A 23,628-nucleotide genomic window follows, 5' to 3' on the forward strand; every position below is an offset into this window, starting at 1 on the left:
AAAATTATTCCTCTTTGTTACAATTCTTAATATAAACAAAAGAGGAGGTTTTTTTATGCAAAGAAGTGTAGCAGTTGTGAAGAATAAAACTGTAAAACCAAATGTCATAAAATTAATAAGCGGATATATTGATTTTACTACGGCGGCATTCGCCGTAATGGGATTTTTACTTAGTAGGTCTATTATAGTAGACTCTGTAGCCCCTTTAGGAATTGCCTTTTTTATATGTGCATCAAAGATTGACAAGTACAAGATACCTGTATTCATATCAACATTATTAGGAATATTCTTATCATCTAATGATTTTGGAAATGTAGCAAAATATGCTGTGTGCCTTACAATATTTATGGCGATGAATAAGAAATTAAAATTATCAGATTCAATTGCTAAGGTAGCATTTATAGGTGCAATGATATTACTTCCAATTTCCATGGGACAAGCTTTCTTTTCAAATAGGTATACGTACAATCTTCTTATAGCAGGTGTAGAAGCAATAATAATGTTTATATCTATATATGTGTTTTCTTATGGGATAGGTTTAATGGCCAATGTCAACAATAGGATGTCTGTACGGACAGAAGAAGCTATCTCAATAAGTTTACTGCTGACCTTTAGCATAATGGGGATAGGTGATATATCCTTGTTTGGAATATCAATAAGGACCATTTTATCAACAGTATTGATATTACTGACCTCCATAGTAGGTGGAGCTACCATGGGAGCATCTAGTGGTGTAATTATTGGGGTAGCATCCATTTTAAATAATATGACATCAGCTATTTATATGGGGATATATTCTTTTTCAGGATTAATAAGTGGTGCATTTAATAAAATAAATAAATATTTCTGTATACTAGGATATATTCTAAGTTGGATAATAATATACCTATATACTTCTGGTATTACTTCTAATATGATGCAATTAAGAGATATACTATTTGGTTGTTTAATAGTTATAGTGTTGCCAGAGAGGTTATTTAATAAGATTGAAAAATTAATAAAAAGTAATGTAGCTTCAAATGAAATCGTATACGATTATATTATGAGAAGCAAGAATCTAACTAATAGTAGATTGAATAGTATTTATAAAACTTACGACGACCTTGCAGATACATTTGATAAGATAAGAGAAAAAGATAAGGTGTTAGACCAAAGAGATATAGCTAATGTAATAGATATGATTCATAATGATGAATGTAAAAGTTGTAGTATGAGAAGAATGTGTTGGGAATCAAGATTTAATCATACATACACTATGATATATAACATTCTTGAAAAAATTGAGGAGAAAGGAGAGTTAAGTCTAAACGATATACCTAAAAATTTTAGAAAGGAATGTATGAAACCAGAGTCAATAGTGAAAATATCAAATCACTATTACAAGATGTTTGTATTAGATTATGATTGGAGTGTGAAGTTTTCAGAAAGTAGAAAGTTAATAGCAAATCAGATAAGAAGTATTTCAAAATCAATTAAATCGCTATCCCAAGATTTAGAAGGCGATATAATGCTGGATATAGAAAAGGAAAAAAATATATATGAGCAGTTAGAAAGATATGACATAACAGTTGATAAAGTAAGTTACTTAACAAAGAGTAACAGTGAATTTGAAATATCAATAGAAAAGAAAACTTGCCATGATGGATGCATGTGTGAAGATAAAATTGTAAATATAATTTCAGACCTAGTAGGTGAAAACATGTCTGTTAGAAAAATAGGGTGCCATTGTTTAGGAGGTAAATGTAAGGCAACATTCGTTAAATCTCAAAAATATAAGGCTGTAACAGAAGTTTCAGCGATGTCAAGGGATGGACATATTCTTTGTGGAGACAATTACACATACATGGAGATAAATGATGGTAAGTATATGATGGCTATAAGTGATGGTATGGGAAAAGGTAAAAAAGCATATGAAGAATCTTCTGCCACTATTGATATACTGGAAAAAATGATAGATGCAAAAATTAAAGACGAAATAGTTATTGATACTATAAATAATATGTTGCTATTAAAGTCTTCAGAAGAGATGTTTTCAACTCTGGATTTAGGAATTTTAGATTTAAAACGAGGCTGTTTAGAAACTATAAAGATGGGAGCGTGTTCTACTTATATAAAAAGAGAGGATGGAGAAGTCGATTTAATATCATCATCATCATTGCCTGTGGGTATATTATCAGATGTAAAAATTGATAGAAAAAATGTAAAAGTTAAGGAAGGAGACTATGTTATAATGGTTTCTGATGGAATTGTAGATGCAGGAAGAAATAACAATTTAGGAGATAATTGGTTAATATACTTCTTAAAGAATATAGAGACTACAAATCCAAAGGAAATATCAAATTTAATATTAGATAGAGCATTAGAGTTACAAGCGTTACAAATCGAAGATGACATGACTGTTTTAGTTACGAAAATATGTACAAAATAAAGTTTACAAAATTATGTGTATAAACTGTGGATAACTTGTGTATAATATGTTAATAGACTTTTGAAAAAAGTATAGTTATTAACAAAAAAAACATATAAATCAACAAAAATTGTTGATAAGTATGGCAGAAATGTTAATAAAATGTAAAAAAAGAAAAAACAAAAGCTATTATCAAAAGAGATTCATGTTGAAATAACTAAATTTCTATACAAAGAAAACCTGTGAATATGTTGATTATTATGTGGATAACTATTAATTCGATATTTATTTATATAGTATGAATAATTGAATAATATATCTGAAAAAAGCCATCCTATTATTAAGTAAATTTATTGAAAGGATGGCTTTTTATGAATAGAAAATTGTGCAAAGCAATAATACCTTTATTTATTTCTATTTTTTGCATGTTAATAATAAGTATAAAAGCTGACCAAGGATATCAAAAGAATAATGATAGAGCAGTTACTGTCATGAATAATGATACTGAAGATGATGCTGAAAAAAAACAAGAAATAGATTATGAAAAAACATGTTGGAACTTACAATCTTTATTTAAAAGTGATGACCAATGGAAAAAAGAACTTAAGAGTTTTGATAAAGATACTAAAGAATTAAAAAATTACATAGGTAAAGTAACAAAATCACCAACACATTTGTCTTTTGCCTTAAATATCAAGGAAAAGCTTGATATAAGATTAAATAGACTTTCTGCCTATGTAAAATTAAAACAAGATACTAATAAAAATTCATATAAATATTTAGATATGAATGATACTATGAGTAAATCCTATGGCAACTATATGGGGATTTGTTCGGATTTAGAATTAGAGATATTAAAATTATCAAACAAAGATTATAAGAAAATTATTTCAAATAAAAATATAAATAGGAAATATGGTGCATATTTAAGGGATATAAGAAGAAATAAAGTACATTATTTGGATGATAAGTCAGAAGACATCCTAAGCAAAGTGTCTTCAATAAGTAGTCTTCCAAGTCAAGTTTATGAATTATTTAGGAATATGGATAGAAAAACTAATTTGACACCAGCTCAATATGCAAGTGAATTAGAATCATCAGATAGAGAAAATAGGAAAAAAGCTTATCAAGATGAACTTATAACTTATAATGATAATGTAAATACAATTGCAGGTTTGATTACTGGTCAAGTGAAAAAGAATATTTTTTATTCTCAAGAGAGAGGTTATGAGTCTTCTTTAGAAATGTATTTGGAATCTGATAATGTAGATGAAAAAGTATACAATAATTTAATAAGGACTGTAAATAGCAATATGGACAGTCTACACAAATATATAGATTTAAGAAAAAAAGTATTAAAATTAGATAAGGTTCATTCATATGATATGTTTGTACCTATAGTTAAGACTGCTGATAATAATATTAATTATGAAAAGGCACAAAGTATAGTATACTCAGCGTTGTTACCTTTAGGAAAAGAATACAATGATGTAGTGTATAAAGCTTTCAATGAAAAATGGATAGATGTTTATTCACATGAAAATAAAGTAAGTGGTGGATACTGCTTATCTGTTTATGAAAATCATCCATATATACTTTTAAATTATAATAATTCATTAGGTTCAGTTTCAACTTTATCACATGAACTTGGTCATGCTGTATACGAATACCTAAGTTCTAAGAATCAGAATTATTTTAATTCAAATCCGTCTATATTTACTCATGAGGTTGCATCTACAACTAATGAAGCATTACTTTATGAGATGCTTATAAGAGAGGCTAAAGGTAATGATGAAAAAGCTTATTATATAACACAATATTTAGACTTGATAAAGGACACTCTTTATACACAAACTATGTATGCTGAATTTGAAAAAACTATACATGAGTTAGTAGAAAAAGGAAAAAGTGTAAATGCATTAGTATTAAATGATGTTTGGGGACAACTTCTTAAAAAATATTATGGACAAAACTATGAATTAGACCAATTATCTAAGGTCGGATGGGCTAGAATCCCACACTTTTATAATAGTTTCTATGTCTATAAATATGCTACAGGTTGTAGTGCAGGAGTAAGTTTTGCCCAAGATATACTAAAAAATGGTTCAGATAACTATATAAACTTCCTTAAAAAGGGAAGTTCAGATTATCCAATAAACTTATTAAAATCAAGTGGCATAAATTTAACTAATACAAAACCTATAGAAAATACAATCAAAAAATTTGACAGTTTAGTAGCTGAACTTGAAAAGCTATTATAAAGATTATTATAATCCACGTGGTAAATATATCGAATTAATGATAAAATATACTAAAAGTTTAAAGTCCTATCAATATAGGACTTTTTATTTATTAATTAGTGGGAGATGATTCTATGCAAGTTAAAGTTAAAAAAGCCGTAATACCAGCAGCGGGTTTAGGAACTAGATTTTTGCCAGCTACAAAGGCACAACCAAAAGAAATGTTACCAATAGTTGATAAGCCTACTCTACAATACATAATAGAAGAAGCTGTGGCTTCAGGAATAGAGGAAATACTAATAATAACAGGTAGAAATAAAAAATCTATTGAAGACCACTTTGATAAATCTGTAGAATTGGAACTTGATTTAGAGAAAAAAGGCAAGAAAGAATTGTTAGAGATAGTACAAAATATATCTAACATGATTAACATACATTATATAAGACAGAAAGAGCCAAAAGGATTAGGAGATGCAATTTATTGTGCTAGGCATTTTATAGGTTATGAGCCTTTTGCAGTAATGTTAGGTGATGATATTGTGGACAATGATGTACCTTGTCTAAAGCAATTAACAGACGCATACGAGGAGTATAGAACAACAATATTAGGTGTTCAAAAAGTGAATCAAGAAGATACTAATAAATATGGTATAATAGAAGCAAAAAATATAGAAGGTAGAGTTTATAAGGTAAAAGATATGGTAGAAAAGCCAGAGCCAGGAAAAGCTCCTTCAAATATTGCTATTTTAGGTAGATATATAATAACTCCTGAAATCTTTGATATTCTTAAGGATTTACCACCAGGTAAAGGTGGAGAGGTGCAACTTACAGATGCTTTAAAGATATTATCTAAGAAAGAAGCTATGTATGCATACAATTTTGAAGGTAAGAGATATGATGTTGGTGATAAACTAGGATTTTTAGAAGCTACTGTTGACTTCGCTCTAAAGAAAGAAGGCCTTAAGGAAGATTTTATAAAATATTTGAAACATATATGTAGTGAATTTGATAAAAATAATAATGTGTTATACAATAATACAGATGAAAAAATAGATTTAGCTGAAGTCAATGAAATTAGAGAACTTGAAATTCAAAAATAATTAATGAAAGGTGATGTACAGTGGCAAAATCAAGTCAGAAAAGAATTAATAGAATAATAGCTGTTGGGATTGTGGGAATTCTTGTATTAACGAGTATAACAGCTGTTTTGAGTATGATTGCAACTATGTAATAGGATAAATAAAAGCAGTTGATATACATAAATATAAAAACCATATATAACTTGATGTAGTTTAAAACTTACAACACTTTAGTTATATATGGTTTTTAGAATTTATAAATGTAAAAAAAATTTTTTATAATAGTTGCATATTTTAAAGGAAAATATTATTATAAGATATAAATATAGTGATAAATTTATAAAAACGTGCTAAGATTGGACTTGAGATACAGCAATATAATAGGTAATAATGTTTTAAATTTTATTTATTGACCATAATGTATAAATAGTGATATTATTAGACTTAACTGTTTAAATAAAACTTTTCTTTTTCATGCCTTCAATTTCCAAAATAAGTATGTATATAAATGAATATATAGATGAGGAGGATTTTTTTGATTTTAGATGATAAAGTATTAGAAGGATTAGGTGGTAAGACCTTAGTTGAGCTACGAGAGATAGCTAAAGAATTAAAAATAAAATCAATTACTACATATAAGAAAAATGAGTTAATTGAGATTATAAATTCCAAAATTAAAAGTGAGGAAAAAATAAACGAAGATATTAAAGAAAAAAATGAAGATATTAAAGAAGACATAAAAAATAGAAAAGAAAATATAGAGCGTGAAAGTATAGAAAAAGAAGTTGAATATAAGAGCCCTACCAAACCATATAACAAGAAAGAAATAGATACTCAAAATATTTCCCAAAACCAAGAAAACAGAAATCAAAGAAATGATTATAGTAAGACAACGAATGTAAATGATTGCAATAAGTCATCAAATATGTCTAATAGAGTGGTCAGAAATAATAATAAAAACTATTATATGCCTAAACAAGTTGATGAATCTAAGATAGTAGATGAATTCAATACATCAAAAGAAGATGAAGTAGTAGGTGTGCTTGAAATTCTGCCAGATGGATTTGGTTTTTTAAGGGGTTCAAATTATTTATCTACTGAAGGTGATGTTTACGTTTCACCATCTCAAATAAGAAGATTTAATATGAAAACAGGAGACAAGATTAAAGGGATAACTAGACATCCAAAAAGCGGAGAGAAATTTAGAGCACTTTTATATGTTCAAAAAATAAATGATGAAAACCCTGACACAGCTATACAAAGAAATGCATTTGAGACATTAACACCAATATTTCCAGAAGAACGACTTACACTGGAAACTAATAGAAATGAAATAGCTACAAGAATTATAGATTTAATTTCACCTATAGGAAAAGGGCAAAGGGGATTGATAGTAGCACCTCCAAAAGCGGGGAAAACAGTTCTTTTAAAAAGTGTTGCAAATAGTATAGCTAAAAATCATCCAAATGTTGAACTTATAGTACTCCTTATAGACGAAAGACCAGAGGAAGTTACTGATATGAAAGAATCGATTGAAGGAGACGTTATATATTCTACTTTTGACCAAGTATCAAGTCATCATGTCAAAGTTGCAGAGATGGTGTTAAATAGAGCTCAAAGATTAGTTGAACATGGTAAAGATGTAGTAATTTTACTAGATAGTATAACTAGGTTAGCAAGAGCATATAACCTTACAATATCTCCTACAGGTAGAACTTTATCTGGAGGTATTGACCCTGGTGCACTTCATGGACCTAAAAAGTTTTTTGGTGCAGCAAGAAACATTAGACAAGGTGGTTCTTTGACAATACTAGGAACAGCACTAGTTGAAACTGGTTCTAGGATGGATGATGTAATATTTGAAGAATTTAAAGGTACAGGAAATATGGAATTACATTTAGATAGAAAATTAGCAGAAAAAAGAATATTCCCTGCAATAGATATTTATAAATCCGGTACAAGAAGAGATGACCTATTGCTTGATGATGAAGAAAAGACAGCTCTTTGGAGATTAAGAAGAGAGATGAGTAATAATTCAGTAATGGAAATTACAGACAAAGTCATTGAGCTTATAAAAAGAACTAAGGACAATAAAGAGTTTGTAAAATCAATAAAGAATTTGTAAAATCAATAATACAAATGTAAATATAGATTATATGAAGTAATGGAAAAATCACTTGAATGGCATAATAAGTTATGCTATAATAATGTAGTTGATAATGTAAAAAGAAAGTTAATATAATTAATTTTTTTAAATAAAGAGAAGAGGTGACTATAATGCAAAAGGAAATACAACCAAAATACAATCCAGTTGAAGTGCGTTGTGCTTGTGGGAACACATTTGTTGCTGGTTCAACTAAGGACGAAATAAAAGTTGAAATATGTTCAGAGTGCCATCCGTTCTATACAGGAAAACAAAAGAACATAGAAAAAGGTGGAAGAATCGACAAATTCAAGAAAAGATTCAAAATGGACTAATTTTTATAAAAGTGGAGTTGGAGGAAGCCAACTCCTATTTTATTACAAAAAAACATTCATATTCTACTTTAAATTGTCTTTTTGTATTATAATAATAAATATGTAAAATTGAGTATTCTAAATACAATAAAATGAGGTGAGTGGATGGCAAAACAAGCTGTAGGTGGGCAAGCTGTTATTGAAGGTGTAATGATGCAGTCAAAAGACAAAAGAGCAGTAGCTGTTAGAAAAAGTGATGGAGAAATAGCACTAAAAGAAGATAGAATAAAAAGTTGGGTAAGAGATAAGAATATAGATAAGATACCTTTTATTAGAGGTTCTTTTGTTATGATAGATACAATGATTCAAGGTATGAAAAGCTTAAACTTTTCTTCAGAATTTTTTATGGAAGAGGCTGAAGAGGATAAATTTGATTTATTTATAAAGAAAATTTTTAAAGATAAGGCAAATGATATAATTATAATATTTTCATTAGTTATAGCAATGCTACTTTCTGCTGGATTATTCATTTTTATACCTACATTAGTAGGAGGAGCTTTTTCTAAGGTAATGCCTAATGATTTTATGCTTAATTTAATAGAAGGAATCATAAGGATAGCTATATTATTTGCATATATAGTACTGATTTCACGAAGTAAAGATATAGAAAGAGTCTTTCAATATCATGGAGCAGAACATAAATCTATATATTGCTATGAAAATGATTTAGAACTTACAGTAGAGAACGCTAGAAAATTTAAAAGGTTACATCCTAGATGTGGTACAAATTTTTTATTTATAGTTATGGCTATATCAATAATATTGTTTGCATTTTTCGGTTGGCCAAATCCAATATTTAGAATATTTATGAGAATTATATGTGTGCCTATAGTAGCAGGTTTATCCTATGAAGTAATTAGAATTCTTGGAAGATATGATAATGGATTTACTAAAATTATCGCATATCCAGGAATGATGTTGCAATATTTTACAACAAAAGAGCCTGATGATGAGCAATTAGAGGTTGCTTTAGAAGCATTAAAGGCAGTAGTAGATTAAAGAAAAGGATATTTATTATGACGATAAAAGATATAATTATTAAATATTCAGATACGTTTAAAGATGTAAGTGACACTCCAAGATTAGATACAGAGCTATTGTTACAAAAAACATTAGGTGTTGACAGGCTATATATTCACTTAAATCTGAATAAAGAGCTAACTGAAGAACAAGAAACAAAATTTATAGGTTTTTCTAAAGAAAGATTAAATGGAAGACCAATAGCATATATAGTTGAAAACAGGGAGTTTATGGGATTAGATTTTTTTGTTAAGGAAGGCGTACTGATTCCAAGACCAGATACAGAAACTTTGGTAGAAGAGATAATTGAAATATGTAAAGAAAAAAAAGATGTAAGTATACTAGACATAGGTACTGGTTCTGGTGCTATTACAGTAAGTTTGGCGAAGTACATTGAAAATTCTAAAATCATGTCTTTTGATATATCAGAAATAGCCTTAGAAATAGCTAAAAAAAATGCTATTATAAATGAAGTTGGTGGAAAAATAAAGTATATCAATTCTGATTTATTTACAGCAATAAGTGATAGTAACATAAAATTTGATATCATAGTTTCAAATCCACCCTATATTAAAAAACAAGATATAGAAACTCTGCATACACAAGTAAAAGATTATGAGCCATATAATGCTCTTGAAGGTGGAGAAGATGGATTGGACTTTTATAGAAAAATAACAGAACAAGGTAAGAAATATTTAAATAGTTGTGGAATATTAGCATATGAAGTTGGTCATAATCAAGCTGAAGATGTAATAAATATTATGAAAAGTAATGGATATAAAAAAATATATACAAAGAAGGATATTCAAGGCATTGATAGAGTTGTTATAGGTTACAATATATGATATAATCAACAATTGATATGTTACATTTAATCGAGGTGAAAGTATGTTAAAAAAATTAGAGGTATTGGAAGATACATATAAAGACTTAAGTGAAAAAATAGGTGATCCGGATGTAATAAATGATCAAAAAGTTTGGCAAAAATATATAAAGGAACATGCTGACTTAGAGCCTATTGTTATGAAATACAGAGAGTATAAAGGTGTTTTAGATAGTATAAAAGAATCAAAAGAAATTTTACAAGAAGAGTCAGATGAGGAATTAAGAGAATTAGCTAAAATGGAGTTAGCTGAGATGGAAGAAAAGGTAGAACCTTTAGAGGATGAAATAAAAATATTATTATTACCTAAAGACCCTAATGACGACAAGAACGTTATAGTTGAAATTAGAGGTGGAGCTGGAGGCGATGAAGCAGCTCTATTTGCAGGTGATTTATTTAGAATGTATTCAAGATATGCTGAGAGAAGAAGATGGAAGATAGAATTATTAAGTGCAAGTGATACTGGAGTCGGTGGATATAAAGAAGTATCTTTTATGATAAAAGGTAAGGGAGCATATTCAAGATTAAAGTACGAGTCTGGAGTTCATAGAGTTCAAAGAATACCATCAACTGAATCTGGTGGAAGAATACACACGTCAACTTCTACTGTTGCAGTATTACCAGAAGTTGAAGATGTAGAAGTTGATATAAATCCAAATGATTTGAGAATAGACGTTTTCCGTTCTTCAGGTAATGGAGGACAAAGTGTAAACACTACTGACTCTGCTGTTAGGGTAACACATATACCTACAGGTGAAGTAGTATCTTGTCAAGATGGAAAATCACAACTAAAAAATAAAGAGCAAGCTTTAAAAATATTAAAAGCTAGACTTTACGATAAAGCATTGGCAGAACAACACAAAGATATAGCAGCAGAGAGAAAAAGCCAAGTCGGAACAGGAGACAGATCAGAAAGAATAAGAACATATAATTTCCCTCAAGGTAGAATAAGCGACCATAGAATAAACTTAACTTTATATAAGTTAGATGCATTTCTAGATGGGGATATAGATGAAATGATAGATGCTTTAATTACTGTTGACCAAACAGAGAAAATGACTGCAATATAAGTAATGTGTTAAAGAAGCTGTTTCTTTCTAGAAATTATTTTCTATTTTGAAACAGCTATTTTGTATTTTAGGTCATGTTATCATATTCTATTGTATATAATTGTTATATACAAGTATAGGAGGGTTATATGATACTAAAAGTAACAATGATTGGACTTTTGGCAGGTGTTATAGGGACAGGATTAGGAGGCGTAATATCAGCTATTTTTAAAAGAGAAGTTGATAAATATTTAAATTTCTTTATGGGACTATCTGGTGGAATAATGTTGGCTGTAGTGGTATTTGATTTGATGAAAGAATCAATGGACAAAATGGGGATAATCAATACAGTCATATTTACGTTTGTTGGAGCTCTCATAACTATGTACATAAAAACAAAATTGGATATGTCTGGAAGTGTGGCATCTGGATATCTTATATTCATAAGTATATTACTACATAATTTACCAGAGGGACTAGCTATTGGTTCTTCTTTTATGTCAACTGAAAGTTTGGGTATTACTCTTGCTATAATTATAGGTATACATAACATACCAGAAGGATTGGCTATGGCATTGGGATTAGTTTGTAATAAAATGAAACTAGGTAAAGTTATTTTATTTACTGTAATAGCTGGGTTGCCTATGGGTTTAGGAAGTTTTTTAGGTGTTTATTTTGGAGGAGTATTTACTTCTTTTATAGGTGTATTTCTTGCCACAGCAGGAGGTACAATGATGTATGTTGTATTGGAAGAAATTTTTCCGAATTCAAAAAGTGTGTATTGTATAATTGGTTTTTTGTTAGGTACAATAATTGTAAACTATATATAAAATTAAAATGAAAGCAGGCATACAAAAGATGAAAACTATTATAAGTAATATTGATATAAATAATATTGATTATGAGGAAATAAGAATACAAGCAAAATTTCTTAGAGAAGGTAAGACAGTTATTTTTCCAACGGAGACAGTGTATGGTCTAGGTGCAAATGCATTAGATGAAAATGCAGTAAAGAAAATTTATGAGGCTAAAGGAAGACCAAGTGATAATCCTTTAATAGTCCATATTTATGAAAAAGACGAAGTCTATGATTTAGCCAAAGATATAAGTGATAAGGCTAAACTTGTTATAGAAAAGCTTTGGCCAGGACCTATAACAATAATATTAAATAAGAAAGATATAATTCCATATAGAACTAGTGGTGGGCTTGATACAGTTGCAATAAGGATGCCTTCTAATGTTATTGCCAGGGCAATAATAAGAGAAGCTGGTGTACCTATTGCAGCTCCTTCTGCAAATATCTCAGGTCGACCATCTCCAACAAAAGCAAAACACGTATATGAAGAGATGAATGGAAGAGTAGATGGAATAGTTTTAGGAGGAGATAGTAATTTTGGATTGGAGTCAACTGTATTAGACCTAACAGAAGAAACTCCTATGATATTGAGACCAGGAAGTATAACTAAGGAAGTTTTAGAAGAACTTCTTGGAGAAGTAAAGCTTGACCCATCATTAAGTAAAAATGAAGATAATCAAAAAGCTAAAGCTCCTGGAATGAAATATAAACACTATTCTCCAAATGCAGATGTATATATTATATCTGGAAAAAGAGAAAATGTAGCAACAAAGATTAATGATATGATAAAATCTAATAGAGAAAAAGGTCTAAAGACAGGTGTAATGTGTATTAGTAGAAACCGAGAGTTTTATGATGGGGAAGTAATAGATTTAGGAAGTTCTCTTGAAGAAGTTGCAAGTAATCTGTTTGATGCCCTTATAGAAATGGATAAAAAGGGTATTGATGTCATATACTCAGAAGAGTTCCCTAAGACTGGAGTTGGACAAGCAATTATGAATAGACTACTGAAGTCAGCAGGGTACAAAGTAATAAAGGCTTAAAAGGGAGTTGTAAAATATGAATATACTTATTGTATGTACAGGTAATACTTGTAGAAGCCCTATGGCTGAGGCTATATTAAAGAAGGCAATTGAAGAATCGGGAAGAAATATTGAAGAATATTGCATATCGTCAGCAGGTATATCTACAGTAGATGGTATGAAAGCTTCCCAAAATTCTATAGAAGTGTTAAAAGAATTAGGGATAGACTTATCAAATCATAAAAGTAAAGTAATTACTAAGGAATTAATTGATAAATCAGATATAATACTAACAATGACTAAGTCTCATAAAGAAATTTTAGTACAAGCGGTTTCAAAATGCAAAGAAAAAGTGTATACTTTTAAAGGGTTTGTAAATGAAAATGATGCAGATATATCTGACCCATTTGGTGGAAATTTAGGTACTTATAGGGATACTATGAACGAAATAATGTATTCTGTCAACGAAATAGTAAAAAAAATATGAATTGGAGGATAAACAAATGAAGATAGGGTTAGGTTGTGACCATGGAGGATATAATTTAAAAAAAGAAATAATAAACTATTTGGAAGATAAAGGCATAGAATGTGTAGATTATGGAACTAATAATGCAACAGATTCTGTTGATTATCCTGTTTATGGAGAAATAGTTGCAAATGCAGTTATAAATAAAGAAGTAGATTATGGAATATTATGTTGTGGTACAGGAATAGGAATATCTTTAGCTGCTAATAAGGTTCCTGGAATAAGATGTGCAGTTGTATCAGATGTATTTTCAGCAAAAATGTCAAAAGCACATAATGATGCAAATATGCTGTCATTAGGTGAAAGAGTTTTAGGAAAAGGTCTAGCACTTGAAATAGTTGAGGCGTGGATTAATACAGATTTTGAAGGTGATAGACATGCTAGAAGAGTAAATATAATTAAATCAATAGAAGAAAAACACAATAAATAATAAAAATTACAGTTTTATCAGGAGGAATTATTAAAATGAGCAAAGTGGTAGAGACAAACCATCCATTAATACAACATAAATTAACTTTAATGAGGGATAAAAATACTGGTTCTAAGGACTTTAGAGAACTTTTAACTGAAATTGCAATGTTAATGGGATATGAAATAACAAAAGATATACCATTAAAAGATGTAGAGGTAGAAACTCCTATTCAAAAGACCTCATCTAAAGTAGTTGCAGGTAAAAAATTAGCAATAATTCCAATTTTAAGAGCAGGTCTTGGAATGGTAGATGGATTAGTAAGTTTAATGCCAGCAGCCAAAGTTGGACATGTAGGACTATATAGAGACCCAGAAACATTAAAACCAGTTGAATATTATTGTAAGCTTCCTCAAGATATAGGAGAAAGAGATATAATAGTAGTTGATCCTATGCTTGCAACAGGAGGGTCTGCTGTAGCAGCTATAGATTTACTTAAATCTAAAGGAGCTAAAAGTATAAAATTAGCTAACTTAGTGGCTGCACCAGAAGGTATAGCAGAAGTACAAAAATATCATGATGATGTTGATATATATGTTGCATCAGTTGACGAAAGATTAAATGAACATGGATATATAATTCCTGGTCTTGGTGACGCTGGAGATAGATTATTTGGAACTAAGTAAAAATAAATAACCATAAATATTTCTTAGGGATTTTCTTATATAGTGGATATAATTTTATGTAAGAAGGTTCCTTTTTATATATATTTTCTCAAAATAAGAATTCTTGAATTGATAATTTTCTCGAATTGAGAATAAAAAGTTTTTACCAATTAAAAAAGAATGTTTATTTTACAGGATTCTATATAATAGTCGTTCATTTCAATGTGGCATGTTAGTTGCTAACGATTAAGTTTATATGTATTAAATGTGTCAGTTAAATTAAGAATGGAATATTAATAATATTATTGGGAGTGGTAATACATGAAGAATTGTATAGTGGTAAGAGGGGCTGGAGATTTAGCAACAGCAGTTATTCATAAATTACACAATAGTGGTTTTAAAGTAGTTGCCCTAGAAATAGAAGAGCCATTAGCTATAAGAAGGCAAATTTCTTTTTGTGAGGCTGTTTATGAAAAGAAGGTAACTGTTGAAGGTGTAGAGTGCATACTTTGTAACACTGAAAAAGAAATTGAAGAAACTTTATCTCAACATAAAGTAGCATTGATTATAGACCCAAAAGGAGAAAAATTACCTAAGCTAAATCCAATCGTTTTGGTTGATGGGATACTAGCTAAGAAAAATTTAGGCACGACTAAAGATATGGCACCACTCACAATAGCCTTAGGTCCTGGCTTTTTTGCAGGAGAAGATGTAGATGTTGTTATAGAGACAATGAGAGGTCATAATCTAGGAAGAATAATAACTAATGGTAGAGCAGAAAAAAATACAGGAGTGCCAGGAGCAATAAAAGGTTTTTCTAAAGAGAGGGTAATGCATTCACAGTACAATGGGATAATGGAAAATGTATGTAAAATAGGTGATATAGTTGAAAAGGGAGACTTACTTTGTTATATTAATAATTATGAAAAAAAATATGAAGTTAGAGCGACAATATCTGGAGTCCTTAGAGGATTGCTAAAAGATGGAGCAAAGGTAAATAAAAATTTAAAAATATTAGATATAGACCCTAGAAAAGAAGAAGTTAAGAATGCTTTTACAATATCAGATAAAGCTAGATGTATAGCTGGAGGGGTTTTAGAAGCAATACTAAACAATGGAATTTATCCAAAAAATTAATTTATATTAGATAAAGCTATTAATATTTTATTAAGATTATGTAATAAATTTAATAGATTAAAGAGAGCATATAACGGGTATTTAAAATTTAAATGATAAAAATGCTCTTTTTTTATTGGACATTCAATTGACATGTGTATATAATATAAAAATAAGTATTTATTTAGGTTGAAATCTAATAAATATATAGTACCAGTACATAATCAAAGAGGAGAAAAGTAAATTATGAGACCATCATGGGATGAATACTTCATGGAAATTGCAGAAGTAGTGAAAAAGCGTTCAACTTGTATTAGAAGACAAGTAGGTGCTGTCATTGTAAGGGACAAACAAATATTAACAACTGGATATAATGGTTCTCCAAGAAATCTTGAACACTGTGAAAATATTGGATGTAAAAGGCAGGAGTTAAATATTCCTTCAGGAGAAAGACATGAATTGTGTAGAGCATTACATGCTGAACAAAATGCCATAATACAAGCTGCTCATAATGGTATTAGTGTAGATGGGTCTACTTTGTATGTTACTACAAGACCTTGTGTTTTGTGTGCAAAAATGTGCATAAATGCAGGGATATTAAAAATTGTTTATGAAGGTGATTATCCAGATGATATGTCTACAGAATTATTAAAAGAAGCGGGAATAGAACTTATAAAATTTTAGTGGGCAAAATTGAGATGACAATAAATGCTAAATTATGACACTGAAATACAATGACATATTATGATTAAAAGAAAATGTTTGAAAAATAATCAGATTAGTAGTAAGATATATTTTATAATTAAATAAATTTATGAGATAGATTAATTACATGTTATTTATTTTGTAATAATGAGGGATACTATTTATGAGTAAAAGAAATACACATATAGAAATTGCAAAGTTGTTTAGTTTAATAAGTCAAATAGGATTGATGATTGTAATATCAATATTAGGATGTACTTTCTTAGGAAAATTTTTAGATAGTAAATTAAATACTACTCCAGTTCTTACAATAATATTTTTATTGTTAGGTGTTGGAGGTGCTTTTAGTGGTGTTTATAAAACTTTAATAGTATATACACGAAGGAAGTGATATATTGGACATAAAATTACTCAACCAGGTAAGGTCAGTAACAAAGGGTATAGTAATATTTGATGTAGTTTTAATTGTGCTAATGTTGATAACATCAACATTAAGTAAGCCAGTATTATTAGGACTTATATTTGGCTCTATAATAGCTATGTTAAATTTTAGATTATTAGCGATATCACTGGAAAAATCAGTGACATTTTCCGCTGGAAAGGCACAAGCTTATGCGTCAGCACAATATACCATTAGATTATTTATAATGGCAGTTGTTCTAATTGCTTCAGCTAAGCTACCGCATTTAAATATAATCGGAACAGCATTGGGATTATTGAGTACAAAGTTTGTCATATTATCAAAAAACTTTATAAATAAATTAAAGAGGAAGGAGGCATAAGTATGAGTCAAGCGCATTATTATCTCATAGGAAACTTTAAGATTAGTGAAACAATACTAGTAAGTTGGGGAATAATGGCCTTTTTAGCGATAGCATCTTATTTTTTGACTAGAAACTTAAAAAAAGTTCCAACTAGCAAAATTCAAATATTTTTAGAATTTGCAATAGGTGGTCTTGCTAAAATGGTTACAAATGTTATGGGTAAGAATACAATAAAAAGAATGCCATATATGATACCATACATAGGAAGCTTATTTTTATTTTTCGCATGCTCAAATTTAAGCCCATTACTTGGATTAAGATCACCAACAACCGACCTAGATACAACTGCTGCATGGGCAATGATTACATTTTTTATGATTTATTTTGCAGGAGTTAAATTTAAGGGGTTGTCATACTTTAAAGAATTGGCCCAGCCACTTGCCATAATGTTACCAATCAATATTATAGGTGAGCTAGCTAGACCAATATCATTAAGTTTCCGTCCATTTGGGAATATTTTAGGTGGAACAATAATAATGGGTCTGTTTTATCAACTTTTAGGTTTTATATCTAGTTTAATACCTGGATTATCAATACCAATTGGACAGATATTAATACCAGTCCCATTACACTTGTATTTTGACTTATTTGCAGGATTGTTACAAGCATATATATTCATAATGTTAACAATGGTATTTATATCAAGTGCAGGAGAATTAGATTAAGAAATCAGCTTATATTAAGATAAAAAATAATTTAAAAAATTAAAGTTTTAAGGAGGAAATAATTATGGAAACAGCAATAGTAGCGGCAGCATCAGCAATAGGAGCAGGAATAGCAGTTGCAACAGGTATAGGTGCAGGTATAGGTCAAGGTGTAGCAGCAGGTAAAGCTGCAGAAGCAGTAGGAAACCAACCAGAAGCTAAAGGCGATATAACTTCAACTTTATTACTAGGAGTTGCTATAGCAGAGTCTTCAGCAATATACGGTTTGGTTGTATCAATAATACTTCTATTCGTAAATCCATTCTTTAAATACTTAGGAATGTAGATTTAGTCCTTAAATATTTTGAGATAGGTTTATAGGTAAATCATCTCAAACTTATAATCATGAGAAGAGTTTTATCTTCTCGTGATTATAAGTAGTTATGATTTATGGAAAGGAGGATAATTATGGAGAAAGCACTAGTAGGTATAACATGGGAATTTGTGTTCCAGATTGTTAATACCTTTATAATATTTTTGCTTCTGAGAAAGCTTTTATTCAAGCCAGTATTAAATATAATTGAATCAAGAGAAAATGATATTAAAAATGATTTGGCAGAAGGCGAAAAAGCAAAAAATGAAGGTTTAGCTCTGAAAAAAGAATATGAGTCAAAAATCAATTTTGCTAAAGATGAAGGTCAAGAAATAATAAAACAAGCAACTATAAGAGCAGAACAGAAATCAGATGATATAGTAAATACTGCAAAGAAAGATGCTCTTGATATAAAAGAAAAAGCAAACAAAGATATAGAACAAGAAAGACAAAAGGTTATGAATGAAATCAAAAATGATATATCTAACATAGCACTACTTGCAGCATCTAAAGTTATTGAAAAAGATTTAGATAAATCTAAACATGAGGAATTGATAGAAAACTTTATAAAAGAGGTAGGGGAAGCTAAATGATAAATGTAATAGCAAATAGATATGCCGAAGCCCTATTTCAATTAGGAGAAGAAGAAAATTCGACTGAGGTCTTATTCAAAGAACTAGAAAAAGTAGTAGATATGATGACCAAAGTTAGTAAAGATTTCTACAAAGTTTTAAAATCACCATTAGTTTCAAAATCAGAAAAGAAAAACTTGGTAGAAATTATTTTTAGTAATGAAGTAAATTCTAACATAAAAAACTTTTTAAAAGTTTTAGTAGATAAAAATAGAATATCATATTTAGAAGATATCGAATTAGCTTATAAAGAATTATTAAATAAGAAAAATAATATAATTGCTGGTGTAGCAATAAGTGCTATTCCAATGAGTGAAACAGATATTAAAGAACTTGAAGTCAAACTTTCAAATAAATACAACAAAAATGTTACTATAGAAAATGTTGTTGACAAGACTATACTAGGGGGAGTCCTAGTTAGAATTGGAAATGAACAGATAGATGGCACTGTAAAAACTCGTCTGGATAAGATGAAAGAAAAGCTATCTGAAGTAATATCTTAAGAATGGCGGTGAACCCATGAACTTAAAACCTGAAGAAATAAGTTCTATAATTAAACAGCAAATAAAAAATTATGAGAATAAAGTTGAGTTGACAGATACAGGTAGTGTTTTAACAGTTGGGGATGGTATAGCGAGTGTATATGGATTAGAAAAAGCTATGTCTGGTGAGTTACTAGAGTTCCCAGGTGAAATATATGGTATGGCACTTAACTTAGAAGAAGAAGTAGTTGGAGTTGTTATACTTGGAGATGACAGTACAATAAAAGAAGGCGATATAGTTAAGAGAACTGGAAGAATAGTTGAAGTTCCAGTTGGAGAAGCTTTGATAGGTAGAGTTGTAAACTCTCTAGGTCAACCAATAGATGGAAAAGGACCTATAGCATATACAAAAACTAGACCAGTTGAATCTGAAGCACCTGGTATAATAGATAGAAGGTCTGTTTATGAACCATTACAAACAGGAATCAAATCAATAGATTCAATGATACCAATTGGTAGAGGTCAAAGAGAACTGATAATAGGTGACAGACAAACTGGTAAAACATCTATAGTTATTGACACTATATTAAATCAAAAAGGAAAAGATGTTATCTGTATATATGTAGCAATTGGGCAAAAACGTTCTACTATAGCTCAATTAGTTAGTTCTTTAGAAAAAGGTGGAGCTTTAGATTATACAATAGTAGTTTCAGCAACAGCATCTGAATCAGCACCACTTCAATATATAGCACCATATGCTGGTGCAGCTATGGGTGAAGAATTTATGTACAATGGAAAACATGTACTTATAGTGTATGACGATTTAAGCAAACAAGCCGTTGCATATAGAGAAATGTCATTGTTACTTAGAAGACCACCAGGACGTGAGGCATATCCTGGAGATGTATTCTATTTACATTCAAGATTACTTGAGAGAGCAGCTAAGTTATCTGATGAATTGGGTGGAGGTTCAATGACTGCCTTACCTATAATAGAAACTCAAGCTGGTGACGTTTCAGCATATATACCAACCAATGTTATATCTATAACAGATGGTCAAATATATTTACAACCAGAATTATTCTATTCAGGTGTAAGACCAGCAGTTGACCCTGGTATATCAGTATCAAGGGTTGGTGGTTCTGCGCAAATTAAAGCAATGAAAAAAGTTGCAGGTACATTAAAGCTTGCATATTCACAATATAGAGAACTTGCAGCATTCTCACAATTTGGTTCTGACTTAGATGAAGATACTAAAAAGAGGCTTGCTCAAGGTGAAAGAATCGTTGAGATATTAAAACAAGGTGAGCATCAACCAATAAAAGTTGAAAATCAAGTTATGATAATATATGCTGTCATAAATAATCATCTAGAGGACATTCCAATAGATAATATAGCTAGATTTGAATCAGAATTGTATGCATTTGTAGATAATAATTATCCAGAAATATCAAGAAAAATATTAAGTGGAGAGGACTTCACTCATGATTTAACAGATGCAATAAATGAATTTAAAGAAAAGTTTGTTGTTGAAGTATAATCCTTTTTAAAAAAGGAGGTAAATTAATTGGCAGGAGCTGGAATTAAAGCAATCAAAACACGTATGGGAAGTGTTGAAAGTACAAAGCAAATAACTAAAGCGATGGAACTAGTTGCATCTTCTAAGCTTAGAAAAGCAAAAGAAAAAGCTGAAAATTCAAGAGAATATTTTAATACTTTGTACGATACAGTAAAAGATATTGCCCAAACAACACGTGGAGTTAGAAATGAATTTTTAAAAGAAAGAGAAGTAAAAAACAAATGCTATATAGTAGTAGCTGGAGACAGAGGACTTGCAGGTGGATACAATTCCAATGTATTAAAGGAATCTGTATCTCATATGGAAGGTAAAAAGGAAACAGTTATTACTGTTGGAAAGAAAGCTCATGAATTTTTTAATAAAAGAAACTACAATATAGCAAAAGATATAAATAGTGTTGAAGCTTGTGGATATGAAGATGCGGTAGAAATTTCACAAACTGTTATTGACCTGTATAAAAAAGGTGAAGTAGATGAGGTTTATATTGCTTATACAAAATTTAAGTCAGCTTTATCACAGGAAGTTGAAATTTTAAAATTGCTTCCATTAGTTTTTGAAAAAGATACGGATGAACAAGGAATTGTAATAAAAGAAGAAAAACAAAATAAATCAAAAGTACAATATATACCATCAGCAGAAGCAGTTTTAAGTTATATTGTACCTCAATTCATATCAGGTACAGTATATGGTGGAATTTTGGAATCTTTTGCATCAGAGCAAGGTGCTAGAAGAACTGCTATGGAATCAGCCACAGACAATGCGAATGAAATGCTATCTAATTTAGAGTTAAGTTATAACAGAGCAAGACAGTCAGCTGTAACTCAAGAAATAACAGAGATAGTTGGTGGAGTTGAAGCTCTAAAATAGGGAGGTTAGGAAATGGCAAATGTAGGTAAAGTAGTACAGATTGTAGGAGCTGTACTAGATGTTAAGTTTGATAGTGAACAAAGCCTACCTAACTTATTAAATGCGTTAGTAATAAAGTTAGGAGATAAAGAAATAGTTGCAGAAGTTGCTCAACATATAGGTGATGATACTGTAAGATGTATAGCTATGAGTGCAACAGATGGACTTGTAAGAGGTATGGAAGTTGTAGATACAGGAGGACCAATAAGTGTTCCTGTTGGAGACGAGACTTTAGGTAGAATATTCAATGTTCTTGGAAAACCAGTTGATGGGAAACCAGCTCCAAAATCTGCACCTAAATTACCTATACATAGACCAGCACCAGCATATGATGAACTAGAAACTACAGCTGAGATACTAGAAACTGGTATTAAGGTAGTTGACTTACTAGCGCCATATCTAAAAGGTGGAAAAATAGGTCTATTTGGAGGAGCAGGAGTAGGAAAAACAGTTTTAATACAAGAACTTATAAACAATATTGCTAAGCAACATGGTGGTATTTCTGTATTCTCAGGAGTAGGAGAAAGAACAAGAGAAGGTAATGACCTTTATGGAGAGATGAGTGAATCTGGAGTTATAAACAAAACTGCTTTAGTATTTGGTCAGATGAACGAGCCACCTGGAGCGAGAATGAGAGTTGCTTTAACTGGACTTACAATGGCAGAGCATTTTAGAGATGAGCAAGGACAAGACGTTTTGCTTTTTGTTGATAATATATTCCGTTTCACACAAGCTGGTTCAGAGGTTTCAGCACTTCTAGGACGTATGCCATCAGCTGTTGGTTATCAACCAACATTAGCTACTGAAATGGGTGCACTTCAAGAGAGAATAACATCAACTAAGAAAGGTTCAATAACATCTGTTCAAGCGGTATATGTACCAGCAGATGACTTAACTGACCCAGCACCAGCTACGACATTCTCTCACCTAGATGCAAAAACAGTTTTATCAAGACAAATATCATCATTGGGTATATATCCGGCAGTTGATCCTCTTGAATCTACATCAAGAATTCTTGACCCTAGTATAGTAGGAAAAGAACATTATGAAGTAGCCAGAGGTGTACAATCGATACTTCAAAGATATAAAGAACTTCAAGATATAATTGCTATACTTGGTATGGATGAACTATCTGATGAAGATAAGTTAATAGTTGCACGTGCTAGAAAAATACAAAGATTCTTATCTCAATCATTTACAGTTGCTGAGCAGTTTACAGGAAATCCAGGTCAATATGTTCCTGTTAAAGAGACTGTAAGAGGATTTAAAGAAATTCTTGAAGGTAAACATGATGACTTACCAGAGTCAGCATTCTTATTTGTAGGAACAATAGAAGACGCTGTTAAAAAAGCGAAGGGAAGTATGTAATCATGGCCAGTGAATTTTCATTGAAAGTTGTAACTCCAAATAATACTTTTTATGATGGAGACGTTGAAATGATAGTAGTTAGAACTACAAAAGGAGATAAAGGGGTATTGAAAGGTCATATACCATTTGTTTCAGGTATACCTGTAGGAACTTTAAAGATAAAAAAAGATGGAAGCTTTAAAGAGGCGAAAATAGCAGAAGGATTCGTTAATGTGGCTCAAGATAAAACTGTCATATTGACAGAATCTGCTGAGTGGATTTAGTAATTTAATTTAGAATGTAAAAAGTCATTTTGACCAAAAATATTTTGGATAAAATGACTTTTT

Annotated in this window: 25 protein-coding genes; all 25 read left to right on the forward strand. The window is 30.2% G+C overall.

The window, feature by feature from the left end:
- The first annotated feature begins 55 nt into the window (after nt 1-55).
- The 25 genes from spoIIE (at nt 56) to atpC (ending at nt 23,565) form a co-directional block, all read left to right on the forward strand.
- Nucleotides 56-2,428, forward strand: a complete 2,373-nt coding sequence (gene spoIIE / locus IR152_RS12270; protein ID WP_227452248.1) for a stage II sporulation protein E — start codon at nt 56-58, stop codon at nt 2,426-2,428.
- A 350-nt stretch (nt 2,429-2,778) separates the two neighbouring features.
- The gene (gene pepF / locus IR152_RS12275) at nt 2,779-4,668 is read left to right on the forward strand and encodes an oligoendopeptidase F (protein WP_227452249.1); all 1,890 of its coding nucleotides are present in this window, start codon (nt 2,779-2,781) and stop codon (nt 4,666-4,668) included.
- A 113-nt stretch (nt 4,669-4,781) separates the two neighbouring features.
- A complete protein-coding gene (gene galU, locus IR152_RS12280; RefSeq protein ID WP_227452250.1) occupies nt 4,782-5,747 on the forward strand; it encodes a UTP--glucose-1-phosphate uridylyltransferase GalU in 966 nt (321 codons plus the stop codon).
- A gap of 499 nt (nt 5,748-6,246) precedes the next feature.
- Nucleotides 6,247-7,851: a transcription termination factor Rho gene (gene rho / locus IR152_RS12285; protein WP_227452251.1), complete on the forward strand. Its 1,605-nt coding sequence runs from the start codon at nt 6,247-6,249 to the stop codon at nt 7,849-7,851.
- 152 nt (nt 7,852-8,003) lie between these two features.
- The gene (gene rpmE, locus IR152_RS12290) at nt 8,004-8,204 is read left to right on the forward strand and encodes a 50S ribosomal protein L31 (protein WP_003421397.1); all 201 of its coding nucleotides are present in this window, start codon (nt 8,004-8,006) and stop codon (nt 8,202-8,204) included.
- A 144-nt stretch (nt 8,205-8,348) separates the two neighbouring features.
- Entirely contained in the window at nt 8,349-9,242 is an 894-nt protein-coding gene (locus IR152_RS12295) for a DUF1385 domain-containing protein (RefSeq protein WP_227452252.1), read from the forward strand.
- Between the two features lie 17 nt (nt 9,243-9,259).
- Nucleotides 9,260-10,108, forward strand: a complete 849-nt coding sequence (gene prmC, locus IR152_RS12300) for a peptide chain release factor N(5)-glutamine methyltransferase (RefSeq protein ID WP_227452253.1) — start codon at nt 9,260-9,262, stop codon at nt 10,106-10,108.
- A 43-nt stretch (nt 10,109-10,151) separates the two neighbouring features.
- A complete protein-coding gene (gene prfA, locus IR152_RS12305; RefSeq protein WP_227452254.1) occupies nt 10,152-11,216 on the forward strand; it encodes a peptide chain release factor 1 in 1,065 nt (354 codons plus the stop codon).
- A 128-nt stretch (nt 11,217-11,344) separates the two neighbouring features.
- Nucleotides 11,345-12,025, forward strand: coding sequence for a ZIP family metal transporter (locus tag IR152_RS12310; RefSeq protein WP_227452255.1), 681 nt, complete (start codon nt 11,345-11,347; stop codon nt 12,023-12,025).
- Nucleotides 12,026-12,053: 28 nt separating this feature from the next.
- Nucleotides 12,054-13,094 (forward strand): L-threonylcarbamoyladenylate synthase, encoded by a 1,041-nt coding sequence (locus tag IR152_RS12315; RefSeq protein ID WP_227452256.1) that lies wholly within the window; start codon nt 12,054-12,056, stop codon nt 13,092-13,094.
- A 16-nt stretch (nt 13,095-13,110) separates the two neighbouring features.
- Entirely contained in the window at nt 13,111-13,560 is a 450-nt protein-coding gene (locus tag IR152_RS12320; RefSeq protein WP_227452257.1) for a low molecular weight protein arginine phosphatase, read from the forward strand.
- A 16-nt stretch (nt 13,561-13,576) separates the two neighbouring features.
- Nucleotides 13,577-14,029, forward strand: coding sequence for a ribose 5-phosphate isomerase B (gene rpiB, locus IR152_RS12325; protein ID WP_227452258.1), 453 nt, complete (start codon nt 13,577-13,579; stop codon nt 14,027-14,029).
- Between the two features lie 35 nt (nt 14,030-14,064).
- Entirely contained in the window at nt 14,065-14,694 is a 630-nt protein-coding gene (gene upp / locus IR152_RS12330; RefSeq protein ID WP_227452259.1) for a uracil phosphoribosyltransferase, read from the forward strand.
- 300 nt (nt 14,695-14,994) lie between these two features.
- Nucleotides 14,995-15,810 (forward strand): selenium-dependent molybdenum cofactor biosynthesis protein YqeB, encoded by an 816-nt coding sequence (gene yqeB, locus IR152_RS12335; protein WP_227452260.1) that lies wholly within the window; start codon nt 14,995-14,997, stop codon nt 15,808-15,810.
- 225 nt (nt 15,811-16,035) lie between these two features.
- A complete protein-coding gene (locus tag IR152_RS12340; RefSeq protein WP_227452261.1) occupies nt 16,036-16,473 on the forward strand; it encodes a deoxycytidylate deaminase in 438 nt (145 codons plus the stop codon).
- 184 nt (nt 16,474-16,657) lie between these two features.
- The gene (locus IR152_RS12345; protein ID WP_227452262.1) at nt 16,658-16,885 is read left to right on the forward strand and encodes an AtpZ/AtpI family protein; all 228 of its coding nucleotides are present in this window, start codon (nt 16,658-16,660) and stop codon (nt 16,883-16,885) included.
- A 76-nt stretch (nt 16,886-16,961) separates the two neighbouring features.
- Entirely contained in the window at nt 16,962-17,276 is a 315-nt protein-coding gene (locus IR152_RS12350) for an ATP synthase subunit I (protein WP_413927499.1), read from the forward strand.
- Nucleotides 17,277-17,278: 2 nt separating this feature from the next.
- Nucleotides 17,279-17,983, forward strand: coding sequence for a F0F1 ATP synthase subunit A (locus IR152_RS12355; RefSeq protein WP_227452264.1), 705 nt, complete (start codon nt 17,279-17,281; stop codon nt 17,981-17,983).
- A gap of 64 nt (nt 17,984-18,047) precedes the next feature.
- Nucleotides 18,048-18,308 carry an ATP synthase F0 subunit C gene (gene atpE, locus IR152_RS12360; protein ID WP_021386434.1) on the forward strand — a complete coding sequence of 87 codons (261 nt, stop codon included), beginning with the start codon at nt 18,048-18,050 and terminating at the stop codon, nt 18,306-18,308.
- Nucleotides 18,309-18,430: 122 nt separating this feature from the next.
- Entirely contained in the window at nt 18,431-18,928 is a 498-nt protein-coding gene (atpF, locus tag IR152_RS12365; RefSeq protein ID WP_227452265.1) for a F0F1 ATP synthase subunit B, read from the forward strand.
- Entirely contained in the window at nt 18,925-19,470 is a 546-nt protein-coding gene (locus tag IR152_RS12370) for a F0F1 ATP synthase subunit delta (protein ID WP_227452266.1), read from the forward strand. The genes atpF and IR152_RS12370 overlap by 4 nt, the downstream gene beginning before the upstream one ends.
- Before the next feature lie 16 nt (nt 19,471-19,486).
- Nucleotides 19,487-20,989, forward strand: a complete 1,503-nt coding sequence (gene atpA, locus IR152_RS12375; protein ID WP_227452267.1) for a F0F1 ATP synthase subunit alpha — start codon at nt 19,487-19,489, stop codon at nt 20,987-20,989.
- A 27-nt stretch (nt 20,990-21,016) separates the two neighbouring features.
- The gene (gene atpG / locus IR152_RS12380) at nt 21,017-21,895 is read left to right on the forward strand and encodes an ATP synthase F1 subunit gamma (RefSeq protein ID WP_227452268.1); all 879 of its coding nucleotides are present in this window, start codon (nt 21,017-21,019) and stop codon (nt 21,893-21,895) included.
- 12 nt (nt 21,896-21,907) lie between these two features.
- The gene (atpD, locus tag IR152_RS12385; RefSeq protein ID WP_003421365.1) at nt 21,908-23,302 is read left to right on the forward strand and encodes a F0F1 ATP synthase subunit beta; all 1,395 of its coding nucleotides are present in this window, start codon (nt 21,908-21,910) and stop codon (nt 23,300-23,302) included.
- A gap of 2 nt (nt 23,303-23,304) precedes the next feature.
- The gene (gene atpC / locus IR152_RS12390; RefSeq protein ID WP_227452269.1) at nt 23,305-23,565 is read left to right on the forward strand and encodes an ATP synthase F1 subunit epsilon; all 261 of its coding nucleotides are present in this window, start codon (nt 23,305-23,307) and stop codon (nt 23,563-23,565) included.
- Nucleotides 23,566-23,628 lie beyond the last annotated feature (63 nt).

Source organism: Clostridioides sp. ES-S-0108-01, from assembly GCF_020662285.1.
Taxonomy (GTDB): domain Bacteria; phylum Bacillota; class Clostridia; order Peptostreptococcales; family Peptostreptococcaceae; genus Clostridioides.